This window comes from Rhizorhabdus dicambivorans (genome assembly GCF_002355275.1).
In the GTDB taxonomy this organism is placed as follows: Bacteria; Pseudomonadota; Alphaproteobacteria; order Sphingomonadales; family Sphingomonadaceae; genus Rhizorhabdus; species Rhizorhabdus dicambivorans.
The window spans coordinates 1,197,989-1,214,723 of the sequence record NZ_CP023449.1 but is presented as its reverse complement, the minus strand read 5'-3'; the positions used below and the strand labels follow the sequence as shown (position 1 = coordinate 1,214,723).

The window sequence follows — 16,735 nt, the reverse complement described above, 5'->3', positions numbered from 1 at the left end:
TTTTCTATCTGCGCCGGAGGATATGCCTATTGCCGCTACTGTATAATCCCTTCCTTTTCGAAGATACTTTTCAGGATCACGTAATAATCAGCCGCCATGACCGGCGAGCACCGTCATGCCCTCGAGCATCAGCCCCGGCCCCAGATCACGCGCGACCTGTTCGCGTAGCCGCGTCGTCAGCGCGATCCGGGCATAGCGCATCGCCAGCGGCGGGCGCGCGGCGAGGGTCCGGGCATGGTCCCAGGCGCGGTCGAGCAGCCGGTCGCGCGGCAGCACTTCACCGACGATGCCGAGCGCTAGGCTGTGGTGACGATTTAATCATTTGAGCCACAGCATGATGCTGGCGAGTTTAACGAAGCCGAGGAAGTTTCTGGCAATTTTGTCGTAGCGTGTGGCGATGCGCCGCCACTGCTTGAGCTTTGCGAAGAAGCCCTCGATGCCCCAGCGCTGCTTGTAGGCAATGCGATCATAGTGGTGCTGATATTTGCGATGGCGGCGAGGCGGAATGATCGGCTCGCCGCCTTGCTCGTAGATGAGGTCATGCAAGCTGTCGGCGTCGTAGGCACGATCCGCCAGCACTCTTTCAGCTGGAATGCCTCGGATCAGATCGCAGGCCGGTGCCATGTCGTTTTGCTGTCCAGGGCCGAGGATGAAGCGGATCGGCAAGCCAAGGGCATCGACTACGGCGTGGATTTTGGTGCCAAACCCGCCTCTGGATCGCCCAAGAGCCTGGGCTTGAGCGCCCCCCTTTTTACCCTTGCCCCAGCCGCTTGGGCTTGAGCGCGGATCACCGTCGCATCGATTGCCAGCCATTCAATATCGGGATCATCCGACACGGCTTCGAATATCCGGTCGATCACCCCCTGCTCGACCCAACGATAATAGCGCCGCTTGGCGGTCTGGTAGGGGCCGAACCTCTCTGGAAGATCGCGCCAGCGACCGCCTGAACGCGCCAGCCACAAAAGGGCATTTAGAAAGCGACGGCCGTCGCTGCGTGGGCCTCTCCGTCCCTTGCGACCACCCGGCACGAACTCTCGCAGACGGTCCCATTGATCGTCTCGAAGAACCTCGCCTTCCACACCAGCCTCCAAAAGCCAGCGTTGAATCAGAAACCTTCGTCGGCGTAAATCCCTAAAATGTCACTACAGCCTAGCGCTTCCTGAGCGTCGATCTCCTGCCCGGTCAGCAGGAAATAGCGGCCGCGATTGGGGCCGAGCAGCATCGGCCAGATGGTGTGGACGCCATCGCCCGGCACCACCCCGGCGATGCCATGCGCCTTATCGGCGAACGCGGCATCGTCCGACGCCAGCACGATATCGGCGAGCACCGCCAGTTCGGCATGGATGAAAGCGGGGCCGTTGACCGCCGCGATCACCGGCACCTCGATCGCCAGCAGGTTGTTGAGCAGGGCGCGGCCCTCGCGGAAGATCACGTCCCAGGTGGCGGGCGACATGGCCGGCGGCATCTCCCCCTCCATGTCGAATTCGGCGCAGAAAGCTTCACCGGTGCCGGTCAGGATCAGCGCGCGCAGGTCGGGATCGGCCGCGATCTCGGCGAAGGCGAGGCCAAGCTCGCGGTGCAGCCCGCCCCACAGCCCCCAGCGCGCGGCTTCACCCTTGTGATGGATTCGCAGCTCGAGGATGTCTCCCTCGCGTCGCAGCGCGATTGTCTCGTAATTTCCGTTCATCGCCTCTCCTCCCGCCGCTTCGGGCGCGCACTATACTATGTAGTGCTTACTTGATAAGTGGTCCGGGAGAAATATCCAGGCGATAAGGAGAGGACGCGCATGTCCGTGGCGAACAAGGTCAATGAGGCGGTGCAGCGCACCCTCGATTCGCTGGTGGCCGATGGGCGCGAGATCGGGGTGCAGGTCGCGGCCTGGGTTGGCGAGGAGCAGGTCGTCGACTGCTGGGCCGGCGTGGCCGATGCCGCAACCGGCCGCCCTGTCGACGGCGACACGCTGTTCAACGTCTATTCGGTGTCGAAGGCCGTCACCGCCACCGCGCTCCACATCCAGGCCGAGCGCGGGCTGGTAGACTATGACGCGCCGGTCGCCGCCTATTGGCCGGACTTCGCGCAGGCCGGCAAGGGCGACGTCACCGTCCGCCACGTCCTCAGCCATGTATCGGGCGTGCTGCGCATGCCGCCCGACGTCACCCCAGAGCTGATGACCAACTGGGACTGGATGTGCAATCGCATCGCCGAGATGCCGGGCGCCTATCCCGCCGGCAGCCGGTCCTCCTACCAGTCGATGACCTTTGGCTGGCTGGTCGGCGAGGTGGTCCGCCGCACCGACCCGAAGCGCCGTCCCTTCGGCCAGTTCGTCCGCGAGGAGATCGCCGAGCCGCTGGGCGCGACCGACCTGTGGTTCGGCATTCCCGCAGAGGTAGAGCCGCGCATCGCGAAACTGGACGACGTCGCGGTCTATGTGATGCCCGACGGCAATGCGATGCGCGAGGCGCAGCCTCTGATCGTCGACCTGATGCCCGATCCGTTCGAGCGGCCCTATGTCCGCCGCGCCTGCATCCCGGCGGTGGGCGGCATCTTCAACGCACGCAGCGAGGCGCGCTTCTGGGCGATGCTCGCCAATGGCGGGCAGCTGAACGGGGTACGCCTGCTGTCCGAGGATCGGGTCGCCAGCTTCGCCGGCCCGCGTCCGCATTTCGAGGATGCCGACCCGGTGTTCTTCGGGATGAAGGTGCCGATCGGCTGGGCCGGCTTCTGGCTGGGCGGGGCCGAGGCGCCGCCCGTCTCTTCCCCGCGCAACATGCGGGCGCTGTGCCACCCCGGCATGGGCGGATCGATCGGCTGGGCGGACCCCGACCTGAAGCTCGCCGTCGCCTTCTGCCACAACCGCATGTTCGACACGATCGAGATCGACCAGGACAGCCGCACCCTGATCGGCGACGTGATCCGGAGCGCCCTGTGAGCTGGGATTATATCATCGTCGGCGCCGGATCGGCCGGCTGCGTACTGGCCGAGCGGCTTTCGGCCAACCCGGCCAACAAGGTGCTGCTGCTGGAGGCGGGGCCCGAGGACAAAAGCCTCTTCATCCACATGCCGCGCGGCGTCGCCAAGCTCTACACCGACCCGCGCCATGTCTGGTATTTCCAGACCGAGGCGCATGACGACATCCCGTCCGAAACCTGGATCCGCGGCAAGATGCTGGGCGGCTCCTCCTCGGTGAACGGGATGATGTATTTCCGGGGCCAGCCACAGGATTATGACGGCTGGGAAGCACTCGGCGCCAAGGGTTGGGGCTGGGACCAGATGGCCCCCGCCTTCCGCGCGATCGAACGGCACGAGCTGGGCGAGGATGATGTGCGCGGCGGCAGCGGCGCGCTGGGCATCAGCGTCGAGCGCGAGCGTAGCCCGCTGACCGAAGCCTTCATCAAGGCCGGCGAGCAGATGGGCCTGCCCCGGGTGGAGGACCTCAACCGCCCCGAGCAACAGGGCGTTGGTTATGCCACGCGGACGATCTGGAAGGGCCGCCGGCAGAGCACCGCGCAGACCTTCCTCAAGCAGGCCCGCCGCCGCCCGAACCTGCGTATCGTCACCGGCGCGACGGTGGACAAGGTACTGTTCGAGGGCCAGCGCGCCATCGGCGTGGCGGCGACGGTGAACGGCTCGCCCCAACGCTTCGATGCCCAGGGCGAGGTGATCCTGTCGGCGGGCGCGCTGATGTCGCCGCAGATATTGCAGCGCTCGGGGATCGGCGATGCGGGGCATCTGTCGGGCCTCGGCATCGCGCCGCTGGTCAACAGCCCCGGGGTCGGCGCGCATCTGCTCGAGCATCGGCTGATGATGATGCAGTACGACATCAACGTGCCGCACAGCCACAATCCCCAGCTGCGCGGGCTGCGCCTCGCCGCCAATGTGCTGCGCTATTATCTCGCCCGGTCGGGGATGATGGCGGTGGCCTATGGCACGGTCGGCGCCTTCGCGAAGGTGCTGGCCGAATCGGCAACGTCGGACATCGAGATATTGTTCTCGCCGGTCGTCGCGATGCCCGACGCGAAGGGCAATATGATCGTCGATCGCGGCCACAGCATCCAGCTGTTCGGCTATCCGCTGCGATCGCGCAGCGAGGGCCATGTCCGGATCGCCTCGGCCGATCCCAACCAGCCGGCGACGATCCATGCCGGCTATCTGACCGATCCCTATGACTGCGCCGTCACCGTGGCGATGCACCGCTATATCCGCGAGTGGATGCGCCAGCCCGCCATCGCGCCGATGGTGACCGGCGAGCGCGAGCCGAGCCGCTCGCTCCAGACCGACGAGGAGATCCTCGCCGGGTTCCGCAGCCAGGGCCAGGCCGGCTATCATGGCTGCGGCACCTGCCGGATGGGCGACTTCGACGATGCGGTGCTCGACGAGCGGCTGCGGGTGCGCGGCGTGGACGGGCTGCGCGTGGTCGACGGATCGATCATGCCGGCGATGGTTTCCGCGAACACCAACGGCCCGATCATGGCCTCCGCCTGGCGCGCAGCTTCGCTGATCCTCGAAGGACGGAGCCGATAGTGCGCTGGACTTGGACGATATCAGGCGATCTATAGCGACATGGCCGAGACGATCGACATAGCCGCCCCCGAGGCCAGCCCCCGCCGCCGCCGCCGCACGCGCGAGGATGTCGTCGAGCGGATCCGTGCCGCCGCCCGCCAGCTTTTCGCCGAGCGCGGCTATGCCTTCGCGACGACCAAGGAGATCGCCCGCCTCGCCGACGTCAGCGAGACGTTGCTGTTCCGCTATTATGGCGACAAGGCGACGCTGTTCGACGAGGTGGTGACGGCACCGTTCAATCGCCTCATGGAGGATTTCGTCGCCCTCCATCCCGATCCGCGCGATCCGAACCGCGATGCCGACGCGCGCCGCTTCGTCCGCAACGTCTATGCGCTGTTCGAGGACAATCAGGAGATGTTCCGCGCACTGCTGTTCCAGATGCCGGCGGACAGCCGTGGCCAGCCGGCATTGCCGTTCGGCGGGCTCGACAGTTTCTTCGAGAAATCCACTACCTATGCCGCGCAGGACGGCGCGGCGGGTGTCGACTATGCGATCGCGGTGCGGCTGGGCTTCGGCATGATCGCCTCCGCCGTGTTGTTCCAGCCGATGCTGTTTCCGCCGCAGACCGACCGCGAGGCGCTGATGGGCGCCTTGGAACAGATGATCGCGGATATGATGTGGCGCCCCCGCTCCGATTGACACTCGTGGAGTCGCGATTTTATGTAGTGCTCACTTCATATAAGGTGGTGAGCGATGGAGAGCGCTGTCCGGATCCAGGAGTTCGACGATTCGAGCTATGATCCGTTCAATTCGGACGAGGTCAATTTCGGCGATCATGCCGATCCCTATCCCCTGATCGCGCGCTGGCGCGCCGAGGCGCCGGTGATCGAGGGCGGCTATCGCCCGCTGATGGGCCTGCCCGCGGCGCTCTACCCGGATCGCAAGATGTTCACCGTGGTCGGCTCGCGCGAGGTGAACGAGGTGCTGACCGACACCGATCGCTTCTCCAACGCGGCCTACAAGTTCAACCTTGGCATCACCTTCGGCCAGGGCAGCATCAGCACGATGGACAATCCGGAGCATGGCCGCTGGCGTCGGATCTTCCAGAAGATCTTCCTGCCGCAATATGTGAAGAAATGGGGCGACACGATCGTGGATCCGGTGGTCCATGGCCTGATGGACCGCTTCCTGCCCGATGGGCGGGCCGACCTGATCGAGCAGTTCACGCTGCGCTACCCGTTCGAGGTGATCTACCACCAGCTCGACCTGCCCGAGGCGGACGTCCGCACTTTCCAGCGGCTGGCACTCGGCCAGACCGACTATGTGCACCATGAGAAGGCGATCGAGGCCGGCCGCAAGCTCGGCGAATATTTCACCGCGCTGGTCGAGGAGCGGCGGAAGAACCCCGGCGAGGATCTGGTCAGCCTGCTCGCCCTGACCGAGGCGGAGGGCGAACATCTGCCGCATGAGGTGCTGATCTCCTTCCTCCGCCAGCTGATGAACGCGGCAGGCGACACCACCTATCGCGGCACCAGCATCCTGCTGACCGCGCTGCTGGAGAATCCCGACCAGTTCGAAGCGATCCGCGCCGATCGCGCGCTGATCCCGCAGGCGATTGAGGAAGCGCTGCGCTGGGACGGGCCCGTCCTCGCGCAGCTGCGCATGGCCAGCGTCGACACCGAGCTGGGCGGGGTGGCGATCCCGGCGGGTTCGCTGCTCGATGTTGTCGCGGGCGCCGCCAATCGCGATCCGGCGCTGTTCGCCGATCCCGACAGGTTCGACATCTTCCGCGACCGCAAGCCGCATTTCTCCTTCTCGCGCGGGCCGCACATCTGCGTCGGCCAGCATCTGGCGCGGGTGGAGATGACCCGCGCGCTCCACGCGGTGCTCGATCATCTGCCGAACCTGCGCTTCGATCCGGACAAGCCGCGCCCGCAGATCCAGGGTTCGATGATGCGCGTGCCCAAACATCTCTACGTGCGCTTCGGAGACTGAGCGATGACCGAACAGATATGCTTCGACGGCAGGGTCGCCGTTATCACCGGCGCCGGCAATGGCCTCGGCCGCGACTATGCGCTGGAGATCGCCCGGCGCGGCGGCGCGGTGCTGGTCAACGATCTCGGCGGAAGCGGGGCGGGCGAAGGCGCGTCGCAGAGCGCCGCCGACGCCGTGGTCGACGAGATCCGCGCGACAGGCGGCAAGGCCGTCGCCAATCATGACAGCGTCGCCACCCGGCAGGGCGGAGAGGCGATCATCGCCGCCGCGGTCGAGGCGTTCGGCAAGGTCGACATCTGCATCAGCAATGCCGGCTTCCTGCGCAACGCCCGCTTCGAGGATATCGACGACGCGAAGCTCGATGCGATCATCGACGTCCATCTGAAGGGCGCCTTCTACGTCGCGCAGCCCGCCTACCGGGTCATGCGCAAGCACGGCTATGGCCGCTTCGTCTTCACGGGATCGGCGAGCGCGATGTTCGGCCATGCCTGGCAGGCCAATTATGCAGCGGCCAAGGGCGGGCTGATGGGGCTGAGTCACATCGTCGCGATCGAAGGATCGGCCTATGGCATAAAGTCCAACCTGCTGATGCCCACCGCCCAGTCGCGGCTGATGGCCGAGATGAACGACGGCTTCATGGAGATTCCGGAGTTCGCCCGCTCGGTGCTGGAGGCCGATTATTCGGCGGTGCAGGATCGGCTGCTGCCCGCGTTCAACACCCCGCTCGCCCTATATCTGGCGAGCGAGCAGTGCCGGTCGACCCACGGCATCTTCAGCGCCAATGGCGGCCGTTATGCCGAGGTGCTGATCCACGCGACCGAGGGCTGGATATCGCCGGCCGGCGCCGAGGCGCCGAGCGTCGAGGACGTCGCCGCACATTTCGAGGAGATCGGCGACCCGGCCACGCTGCACCGGCCGCTGACCGTCTACGACGAGTTCACCGCCGTCGCGGCGGCCGCACGCAAGCGGGATGCCGCCCCGATCGCGGCCGAATAGGGAGAGGACGACGATGCAGGACGCCATGGAAGCGGGCCTTGCGCCCCGGCCCGATCATGTTCCCGCCGATCGCGTGCGCGATTTCGACCTCTACAATGTCCCCGGCGCCGCCGAGGACATCCAGGCCGCCTATGCCGCGATCCAGCAAAGCTCGCCCGACATCTTCTGGACCCCGCGCAACGGCGGCCATTGGGTGGCGACGCGTGGCGAGGATATCCTCGTCATGCAGCGCGATCATAGCCGCTTCTCATATCAGCAGATCGTGCTGCCGCCGATGCCCGAGGGCACGCCGCGGCAAATCCCGCTGGAAATCGATCCGCCCGAACATGCCCGCTACCGACGTCCGCTGATGCAGGCGCTGCTGCCCTCGATCGTATCCGAGCTGGAAGAGAATGTCCGGCAGGTGGCGATCGACGCGGCCGAGCGGCTCCGGCCCTTGGGCGAGTGCGAGTTCGTCGAGGATTTCGCCAAGGTCCTGCCGATCCACGTCTTTCTCGAACTGGTGAAGATCCCGCTCGACGACAAGGCCTATCTGCTGACCATAGCCGAGGATTCGGTGCGCGGCAGCACCGCCGAGATAAGGCTGGGCGCGCAGCATGCGATGGGCGCCTATCTGCTGCCCTGGATTCGCGCGCGCCGCGACAATCCGGGTGATGACCTGCTGAGCAAACTGGTCAATGTCGACATCAGCGGCGAGCGCATCTCCGAGGCGGAGGCGATCTCCTACGCGACCCTGGTGCTGTTCGGCGGGCTCGACACCGTCGCCGGCATGATCGCCTTCATCGCCCGCTTCCTGGCCCTGAATCCCGGCCATCGCCGCCAACTCGTCGAGCGAATCGACGACGAGGCGTTCTTGAAGAACGCGATCGAGGAGCTGATCCGCCGCCACGGCCTCGCCAACACCGCGCGGATCATCACTCATGATTTCGACTATAAGGACAACCGTTTCCGCGCCGGCGACCGCATCCTGCCGGCCAACCTGTTCGTCGGTGTCGACGACCGCATCACCGCCGATCCACTGGAGGTCGATTTCGATCGCGAGAAACCGGTCCATGCCGCGTTCGGCAACGGCGCCCACGCCTGCCCCGGCGCGGTGCTCGCCCGACGCGAGATCCGCATCTTCCTGGAGGAATGGCTGAAGCGCATTCCCGAGTTCCGGATCAAGCCCGGAACCCAGCCGGTATTGGCGACGGGAATGGTCAACGGGGTGCTGCGGCTCGATCTGGTCTGGCCCTGACCGGCGGGCGGGGCTGACATAAGCGGCGACGGGTGGCACAAGCTTCGTCATGCCCAGGAAACCGACCGAGGAGCTGGAAGCCGGACGCGACTATTATGCGCGGCTGCTGCCCGAGCTCGACGTCGAATATTTCGCGACGATGTGGCACCTGTTCACGGTCGGCCATCTGGTCGCGACCGACCTCGACCGGGTGGTCCACAAGCTTGGCCACAGCTTCGCCGATATCCACCTGCTCGGCAGCCTCGGCCGCGACCGCCGCCGCGCGCTGCGCGCGACCGATCTTACCTCGATCCTCTATGTCTCCAACGCGGTGCTCTCGACCCGCGTCGCACGGCTGGAGAAGGAGGGCCTGCTGACCCGCGAGCAGGGTGCCGACCGGCGCGCCTTCGAACTCCACCTGACCGACAGGGGCCGCGCGCTCATCGAGGATGCGATATTGCTGATCGCCCGCGAGGCGAAGATCGTCCAACTGTTCCGGCGCCTGCCCCCGGAGGATCGGCAGGCGCTGAGCCGGATATTGGGCGACATGCACGAACAGCTCGATCGCGATTTCGTCGGCGTGCCGCACAGCGATGATTAGGGCCCTAAACAATTCACCGTTCAATCGCGGCGCCGCTGCCCGTAAATTTCCCGCATCACGATATGGAGGACGGGATGAGCGGAGCGGCGCAGGCACGGCCACGCGACGAAGGCGCGGAACGGCAGCTTAAGACCAGGGCGGATCATGTCTTCGATCCGCTGGATCCGGAAACGGTGCGTAATCCCGGCCCGGCCTATTCCGAGCTCGCCGCCAAATGCCCCTTCTACCATTATCAGGGCGACGAATATCAGTTCTACGTCACCAGCGACTATAAGGAGATCCGCGACAAGATCCTGTCCGACAATCCGGTCTGGTCGTTCAAATGGGGTGACGGGCCGATCGACTGGGCCGAGTTCAGCGATTTCGGTATCCTGACCGATCCTCCCTTCCACCTCGAATATATCGCCGCGCTGCGGAAGGGCATGACCCCTTCGCGGATGAAATATTACCGGCCCGAGGTCGAGGCGATCGCCGAGGAGTTGGTCTCCGGCCTCGAAGCCCGCGCCGACAAGAGCGGCAATTTCCATGACCTGTTCGCGCTGCCGCTGCCGGCCAGGACGATGTGCTTCATGCTGGGCGCCGACCAGGCGATGTACGCTGACTACAAGCGCTGGGCCGACGAGCTCCAGTCGCTGCTGTTCAACGACAAGAATCCCGCCGCCGAACAGTCGCTGATCGCGGAGATCATGCCCCATTTCATGGGGCTGATCGAGGCGCGCAAGCAGATGCTGGCCGATGCCGGGATCGACGACCCCACGCTGGAGCATTGGGGCACGGTGCTGCCGCCCGACTATATCTCACTGGCGCTGGTCAGCCGGGTCGAGGGGCGCCGCTTCAACGATATGGAGCTGTTCCAGGTCTGTACCGCCTTCCTGACCGGCGGGCAGGAGACCACCACCAGCCTGCTGACCAACGTGATCTGGCGGCTGCTGGAGACGCCCGCACTGTGGGAGCAGCTCAAGGCCAATCCCGATCTGGTCGAAAATGCGATCGAGGAGAGCCTGCGCTTCGATCCGCCGATCAATTCCCATTTCCGCACCAGCCTGTGCCCGGTGACGATGCACGGCACCGAACTGCCCGAGCGCAGCAAGCTGATGTTCTCGATGATGGGGGCCAATCGCGATCCCGACATCTTCGACGAGCCCGACATGTTCAGGATCGACCGCCCGCTCAACCAGGTGAAGCGGCATCTGTCGTTCGGCTATGGCGTCCATTTCTGCCTGGGCGCGCCAATCGCCCGGCTGGAGGCGCAGATCGGCCTGCGCAAACTGGTCGAGCGGCTGCCGAAGCTGCGCCTGACCGGCGAGACCGAGCGGATCGACAGCTGGATGTACTGGGGCCGCCGCCAGCTTCCCGTGGCCTGGGGCTGACATCATCACAGGAGAGGACGACGATGAAAGCCCGTTTCCCCAAGATCGACTATTCCCGGGTCCGCCCCCACTGGGCGCCGAACCGCGAATTCGCGCACAACGTGAATGCGTCCTCGACCATTCCCGTGTTCGTCGAGCCCTGGCTGATCAAGGTGATGACGAAGGCCAAGGCGATCCTGCCCGACAGCGAGACTCGGCTGCACCGCGAGATCGACATCTTCATCGCGCAGGAGGCCCAGCATTATCGCCAGCATGCCGGCTTCAATCGCAACATCCGCGCGGCCTATCCGGAGATCATCCCGCACGAACAGCGGATCGAGCGCGAATATGAGGAAATGCTGGAGCACCGCTCGCTCAAATATTGCCTCGCCTATTCGGAAGGGTTCGAATCGCTCGGCTCGCCCGCCGCCACGATGTGGTTCGAGATTTACGACCCCTATCTGGAGGGTGCTGACCATGAGGCGGTCGCCCTGTGGAAGTGGCATATGGCCGAGGAATATGAGCATCGCGAGGTCTGCTTCCGGCTGTTCCGGGCGCTCTATGCCAAGGGGCTCTGGGGCCGCTTCTGGAACGGCTGGCTCTATCGCTGCTATGGCTTCGTCAGCGCGATCCGCCATCTCGGTGCCTACAGCAAGCGTGTCTCGCAGGAGCTGATCGACGCCGACCGCCGCTCGATGAGCGCGGAGGAGGTCGAGCGATCCAAGGCCAGCCTGAAGGAATTCCAGGCCTTCATGCGTCGTCACACCGGCCCGCGACTGCTCAAGGTCTTCTCGCCCTTCTACGATCCCGCGCACAAGCCCGAGCCGCGCGGCCTGCGTGACTATCTGGAGCGATTCGAAAAGGGCGGCGACATGGGAAGGGCAGCGGCCTGATGGCGATCGAACCCTTCCGCATCGATATCCCGCAGGCGAAGCTGGACCGGATCGCGGCGAAGCTCGCCTTGTCCGAGGTCGGCTATGCGCCGGAGGACGACGCGGACTGGCGCTATGGCACCGACGCGCGCTGGCTGGCGGGGCTGCTGGACCATTGGCGCACCCGCTATGACTGGCGCCGCTGCGAGGCCCGGCTCAACGCGCTGCCGCATTTCCGTACCCGGATCGACGGCATCGATATCCACTTCATCCATGTGCGCGGCACCGGCCCGGCCCGGCCCTTCCCGTTGCTGCTGACCCATGGCTGGCCGGGATCGGTGCTCGAATTCCTCGGCGTGATCGAGCCGCTGTCGGCGATGGGCTTCGACCTCGTCATCCCCTCTCTGCCCGGCTACGGCTTTTCGGGCCGGCCGCCGCGCCCGATCGGCCCGGCCGGCGTCGCCCGGCTGTGGCGAAAGCTGATGACCGAGGCGCTCGGCTATCAGCGCTTCGGCGCGCAGGGCGGCGACTGGGGATCGGCGGTGACCGCCGCCCTCGGCGCGGACCATGGCGATGTGCTCAGCGCGATCCACCTGAACCTGTTCATGGCGCCACCCTCGACCGAGGGCGACGATGCCGAGACCACCGCCTACCGGCAGGCGCTGGCGGCGGTGCAGCTGCGCGAATCCGCCTATATGATGCAGCACGCGACCAAGCCGCAGACGATCGGGCTGGCGCTGGCCGACAGCCCGATCGGCTTCGCCGCCTGGGTCTGCGAGAAATTCCACGGCTGGGGCGACACCGGCGGCGATATCGAGAGCCGCTTCTCCAAGGACTGGCTGCTCGACAATATCATGGTCTATCTGGTCAACGATGCGGTCCAGTCGGCGATCTGGATGTATCACACCATCTTCACCGAGGCGCGGCCGGGCAGGCGGATCGAGGTGCCGACCGGCCTTGCCCTCTACCCGCGCGAGTTCATGCCCTATCCGCCGCGCAGCGCCGCCGAGCGCGCCTATGCCATCGCCGACTGGCAGGAGATGGAGGCCGGCGGCCATTTCGCCGCGCTGGAAGAGCCAGCCGCCTTCGCCGCCAATGTCGGACGCTTCTTCGCGCAGATATCACAGGGCTGAAGGCTGCCGGTCCGCGTTTGTGGCGCGGCGGAACGAAGAATAATCTCGGCGCAAAGGCGCGATGGCGCCATCGAGGAGTGGAGACATGGCTGAGTTCGACATCGTCATTCGCGGCGGGACCCTGTTCGACGGCAGCGGCGGCGAGCCGTTCGCGGCCGATGTCGCCGTCAAGGACGGCCGCATCGTCGCAGTCGGCACGGTGGAGGGCAACGGTGCCGAGGAGATCGATGCCAGCGGCAAGATCGTCACCCCAGGCTTCGTCGACGTCCACACCCATTATGACGGCCAGATCACCTGGGAGAACCGTCTGGCGCCGTCGTCCGACCATGGCGTGACGACGGTCGTGATGGGCAATTGCGGGGTCGGCTTCGCACCGGTGAAGCCGGGCGACCATCATCTGATGATCAAGCTGATGGAAGGCGTCGAGGATATTCCCGAGGTCGTGATGGCCGATGGCGTGCCGTTCAACTGGGAAAGCTTCCCGGACTATCTCGACGCGCTGGAGAAGCGCGAGAGCGACATCGATTTCGCCGCCCAGCTGCCGCACAGCCCGCTGCGCGTCTATGTGATGGGCGAGCGCGGCGCGCATCTGGAGCCGCCGACCGAACAGGACCTGGTCGAGATGCGGCGGCTGACCGCCGAGGCGATCGAGGCGGGCGCGCTGGGCGTCACCACCTCGCGCAGCTATGCCCACCGCTTCCGCACCGGCGAACTGGCGCCTTCGGTGCCGACCGAGGACCAGGAGGTGCTGGCACTCGCCGCGGGCCTGCGCGACGCCGGCAAGGGCGTGTTCCAGATGGTGCCGAGCTACGACGTCACCGCGCGCCAGCGCTTCGATCTGCTGCGCGACATCGCGAAGACCTCCGGCCGGCCGGTATCCTTCACCTTCATGCAGACACCCCACACCCCGGGCGACTGGCGCGAGACGCTCAACGATCTCGATCAGGCCAACAAGGAAGGGCTGGAGATTCGCGGGCAGATCATCCCGCGCCCGACCGGTGGGCTGCTCGGCCTCGAACTGTCGCTCCACCCCTTCGCGCTCAACCCCAGCTATCGCGCGATCGAGCATCTGCCGCTGGAGCAGAAGGTGGCGCGGATGCGCGATCCGGAATTCCGCAAGCGGCTGATCGCCGAATCCCCGGAAGACCCGCATGATTTCTTCAAGTTCATCATCTCGGACCTCGATGCGCTGTTCGTGCTCGGCGATCCGCCCAACTATAATCCGCGCACCGAGGACAGCATCGCCGCCCAGGCCCGCGCGCGGGGCGTTGATCCGAAGGAGTTGATCTACGACGCGCTGCTGGAGCGCGACGGGCATGAGGTGCTCTATCGCCCGATGGGCAATGCCGAGGGGGAGAAATTCGAGAGTTCCGGCCGCCACCTCGTCAGGAATCCCTACACCATCCCGGCGCTCGGCGACGGCGGCGCGCATTACAGCATGATCTGCGACGCGGCCTACACCACCTATATGCTGACCTATTGGGTCCGCGACGCCGAGCCCGACCGCAAGATCGACCTGCCCTATGCGATCCGCAAGCTCGCCCATGAGCCCGCGCTGACCGTGGGCCTGAACGACCGCGGGCTGGTCAAACCCGGCTATAAGGCGGATCTCAACGTGATCGACATGGACCGGCTGCACCTCCACGCGCCGCACGCCAGCTACGACCTGCCGACCGGCGGACGGCGGCTGTCACAGCGCGCCGAGGGCTATGAGGCGACCATAGTCAGCGGCGTTGTCACCTACCGCAACGGGGTGGCCACGGGCGCGCTGCCCGGACGGCTGGTGCGCGGCGGCCAGCCCGCACCGACAGCCGCCTGAACCCGTACTCTGAAGGAACCGCCATGTCCGATATGCTGACGCCCGAGCTGGTCGCCTTCGTGCGCGAGCAGAAGGACCGTTTCGACATCCAGCAATGCCTGCTGCGCTACACGCGCGGGGTCGACCGCCACGACCGGGAGCTGATGCTGTCCGCCTATTGGCCCGATGCGTTCGACGAACATGGTGTGGCCGAGGGCCATGCGGCGGAGTTCGTCGACTGGGCGATCGGCTGGCACGGGGAATATCAGACCAGGCACCAGCACATCATCGCCAATCACAGTCTCGAACTTGATGGCGATACCGCCCATGGCGAGACCTATTATGTCTTCTGGGGCGAGAACCGGATGGGGCCGCCCACCCTTGCCTTCGGCCGCTATGTCGACCGCTTCGAGAAGCGCGACGGCGAGTGGAGGATTGCGCATCGCGTCTGCGTGAACGAGAAGGCCGGCCTGTTCATGGAGAATCGCCTGCCCGAGGAAGCCGAGCGGCTGCTCCACAAGTCCGGCCCCAACCGCCGCGACAAGGGCGATATCTCCTATGTCCGGCCGCTGACGCGCGAGCGCGGCGGCGCATAGAGGGGAATATCATGGCACGATCGATCATCGTCACCGGCGGCTTCGGCACCTTGGGGCGCGCCGTCGCGGCAGCCTTCGCGGCAACGGGTGAACGGGTGGCGCGGGTCGATTTCGCGACCTCCGCACCCGAACCGCTGGCCGGTGGGATCGATCTGGGCGGGATCGACCTGACCGATGCGGGCGCCGCCGAAAAGACCGTGGCCGACGTAGTCGCGGCGTTCGGCGGGGTGGACGTGCTCGTCAACGTCGCCGGCGGCTTCACCTGGCAGACGCTGGCCGATGGCGGCAGCGACACCTGGGCGCGCATGTTCGCGATGAACGCGACCACCTGCGTCAACATGACCAAAGCCGCGCTCGGCCCGCTGGGCAAGGCCGAAGCGGGCCGCATCGTCAATATCGGCGCGGGCGGTGCGCTGGTCGCAGCAGCGGGAATGGGCGGCTATGCCGCATCCAAGGCGGCGGTCCACAAGCTGACCGAAAGCCTTGCCGCCGAGCTGGCGGGCAGCTCCGTCACCGTCAACGCGGTGCTGCCCAGCATCATCGATACGCCGGTTAACCGCGCCGACATGCCCGATGCCGATTTCAGCCAATGGGTACAGCCGGCCGCGCTCGCCGACGTGATCCTGTTCCTCGCCTCGCCCGCTGCGCGCGCGATCAGCGGCGCACTGGTCCCGGTGAGCCGGGGCGGCTGATCCGGGTCAAAGCCGCCAGTCGATCCGCTCGGCTAGGAAGTCCATCGTCGCCCGCACATGGGGCAGCGTATAACGATCCCTGGCGCTCATCAGCACGACCTGCAGGCTCATTGTCGTCCAGTCCTCGAGCAGGGGGCGCAGCCGACCGCTATGTAGCTCGTCATGGGCCAGCATCTCCAGATTCTGCGCGATGCCGAGCCCGGCGCAGGTCGTTGCCATGATCGCCGCGCCGTCGTTGAAGGTGAAGGCAGCCGGCGGGCGGATGCGCACCCGCCGGCCGTTCTGTGCGAAGCTCCACGGATTGCCACCCGCCCCCTCGACGCTGGCATAGAGGATGCAGCGATGCTCGTTGAGGTCCTCGGGCGTGGCCGGGGCGCCGTACCGATCGATATAATCGGGCGCGGCCAGGCAGACGAGTCGGGTCGTCCCCAGCGGCACGGTGATCCAGCCCGACAGCGGCGCCTCCCCCACCCTGAGCAATATGTCGAAGCCATCGGCGCGAAAGACGGTGCCGCGATCGCCCAGGCTCAGCTCGACGACGATATCGGGATAGAGGCGGTGGAAGCTTTCCAGCGCGGGAACGATGAAGCCATGGCCGATCGAGGCCGGTGCATCGATCCGCACCCGCCCGGTCAGCCCGCCGCCCGGCTTCAGCGCATTTTCCGCCTGACTGAAGGCATGGAGCGCGGCGCGGGCGCGGTCGAGCAGCTGGCGGCCGTCCTCGGTCAGGTCGACCCTCCGGGTGGTGCGGTTGAACAGCCGGACGCCGAGCTTCTCCTCCAGCCGCGCGATATGAAGCGTCATCATCGCAGCCGACATCCGCATCCGCGCAGCGGCACGGCTGAACGAGCCCAGCTCGGCCACCGCCACGAAAGCCTCCATCGCCGTCAGCCGGTCCATCACCATTCCCCATTATCGAATAATGTCATGGGATGAGCGCGACATTATCAGTGCGGATCGAATGATGGAATGTGGCCAGCCATCATG

General features: G+C 66.0%; 17 protein-coding genes. 13 read left to right on the top strand and 4 right to left on the bottom strand.

Features of this window, described 5'->3' with window-relative positions; translation table 11 throughout:
- Positions 1-87: 87 nt before the first annotated feature.
- The 3 genes from CMV14_RS05820 to CMV14_RS05810 form a co-directional block, all read right to left on the bottom strand.
- Positions 88-276: a hypothetical protein gene (locus CMV14_RS05820; RefSeq protein ID WP_238147205.1), complete on the bottom strand. Its 189-nt coding sequence runs from the start codon at positions 274-276 to the stop codon at positions 88-90.
- 42 nt (positions 277-318) lie between these two features.
- A protein-coding gene (locus CMV14_RS05815) for an IS5 family transposase (protein ID WP_096367834.1) occupies positions 319-1,079 on the bottom strand; the annotation gives its coding sequence in 2 pieces (ribosomal slippage) (positions 319-755 and positions 755-1,079; 762 coding nt in all).
- Positions 1,080-1,105: 26 nt separating this feature from the next.
- Positions 1,106-1,687: an enoyl-CoA hydratase/isomerase family protein gene (locus CMV14_RS05810; protein ID WP_238147204.1), complete on the bottom strand. Its 582-nt coding sequence runs from the start codon at positions 1,685-1,687 to the stop codon at positions 1,106-1,108.
- Positions 1,688-1,786: 99 nt separating this feature from the next.
- Here CMV14_RS05810 and CMV14_RS05805 point away from each other — a divergent pair, with 99 nt between their 5' ends.
- From CMV14_RS05805 to CMV14_RS05745, 13 genes are all read left to right on the top strand, one after another.
- Entirely contained in the window at positions 1,787-2,929 is a 1,143-nt protein-coding gene (locus CMV14_RS05805) for a serine hydrolase domain-containing protein (RefSeq protein ID WP_066967690.1), read from the top strand.
- The gene (locus CMV14_RS05800) at positions 2,926-4,521 is read left to right on the top strand and encodes a GMC family oxidoreductase (protein WP_066967692.1); all 1,596 of its coding nucleotides are present in this window, start codon (positions 2,926-2,928) and stop codon (positions 4,519-4,521) included. Before CMV14_RS05805 ends, CMV14_RS05800 begins: the two co-directional genes overlap by 4 nt.
- A 39-nt stretch (positions 4,522-4,560) precedes the next feature.
- Complete coding sequence (locus CMV14_RS05795; RefSeq protein ID WP_066967695.1) at positions 4,561-5,199, top strand: TetR/AcrR family transcriptional regulator; 639 nt, start codon at positions 4,561-4,563, stop codon at positions 5,197-5,199.
- 54 nt (positions 5,200-5,253) lie between these two features.
- Positions 5,254-6,495 (top strand): cytochrome P450, encoded by a 1,242-nt coding sequence (locus CMV14_RS05790; RefSeq protein WP_066967697.1) that lies wholly within the window; start codon positions 5,254-5,256, stop codon positions 6,493-6,495.
- A 3-nt stretch (positions 6,496-6,498) separates the two neighbouring features.
- The gene (locus CMV14_RS05785; protein WP_066967699.1) at positions 6,499-7,491 is read left to right on the top strand and encodes an SDR family NAD(P)-dependent oxidoreductase; all 993 of its coding nucleotides are present in this window, start codon (positions 6,499-6,501) and stop codon (positions 7,489-7,491) included.
- 13 nt (positions 7,492-7,504) lie between these two features.
- Complete coding sequence (locus tag CMV14_RS05780) at positions 7,505-8,728, top strand: cytochrome P450 (RefSeq protein WP_066967701.1); 1,224 nt, start codon at positions 7,505-7,507, stop codon at positions 8,726-8,728.
- A gap of 49 nt (positions 8,729-8,777) precedes the next feature.
- Positions 8,778-9,308, top strand: coding sequence for a MarR family winged helix-turn-helix transcriptional regulator (locus CMV14_RS05775; RefSeq protein WP_066967706.1), 531 nt, complete (start codon positions 8,778-8,780; stop codon positions 9,306-9,308).
- Positions 9,309-9,382: 74 nt separating this feature from the next.
- A complete protein-coding gene (locus CMV14_RS05770) occupies positions 9,383-10,678 on the top strand; it encodes a cytochrome P450 (protein ID WP_083216058.1) in 1,296 nt (431 codons plus the stop codon).
- Between the two features lie 23 nt (positions 10,679-10,701).
- Positions 10,702-11,550 (top strand): metal-dependent hydrolase, encoded by an 849-nt coding sequence (locus CMV14_RS05765; RefSeq protein WP_066967708.1) that lies wholly within the window; start codon positions 10,702-10,704, stop codon positions 11,548-11,550.
- Positions 11,550-12,662 carry an epoxide hydrolase family protein gene (locus CMV14_RS05760; RefSeq protein WP_066967713.1) on the top strand — a complete coding sequence of 371 codons (1,113 nt, stop codon included), beginning with the start codon at positions 11,550-11,552 and terminating at the stop codon, positions 12,660-12,662. Before CMV14_RS05765 ends, CMV14_RS05760 begins: the two co-directional genes overlap by 1 nt.
- An 85-nt stretch (positions 12,663-12,747) precedes the next feature.
- Entirely contained in the window at positions 12,748-14,481 is a 1,734-nt protein-coding gene (locus tag CMV14_RS05755; RefSeq protein WP_066967716.1) for an N-acyl-D-amino-acid deacylase family protein, read from the top strand.
- 23 nt (positions 14,482-14,504) lie between these two features.
- On the top strand, positions 14,505-15,056 hold the full coding sequence (locus tag CMV14_RS05750; RefSeq protein WP_066967719.1) for a nuclear transport factor 2 family protein: 552 nt from the start codon (positions 14,505-14,507) through the stop codon (positions 15,054-15,056).
- Positions 15,057-15,067: 11 nt separating this feature from the next.
- Positions 15,068-15,748, top strand: coding sequence for an SDR family NAD(P)-dependent oxidoreductase (locus tag CMV14_RS05745; protein WP_066967722.1), 681 nt, complete (start codon positions 15,068-15,070; stop codon positions 15,746-15,748).
- A 6-nt stretch (positions 15,749-15,754) separates the two neighbouring features.
- Here CMV14_RS05745 and CMV14_RS05740 read toward each other — a convergent pair whose 3' ends face one another.
- Positions 15,755-16,648: a LysR family transcriptional regulator gene (locus CMV14_RS05740; RefSeq protein WP_066967855.1), complete on the bottom strand. Its 894-nt coding sequence runs from the start codon at positions 16,646-16,648 to the stop codon at positions 15,755-15,757.
- Positions 16,649-16,735 lie beyond the last annotated feature (87 nt).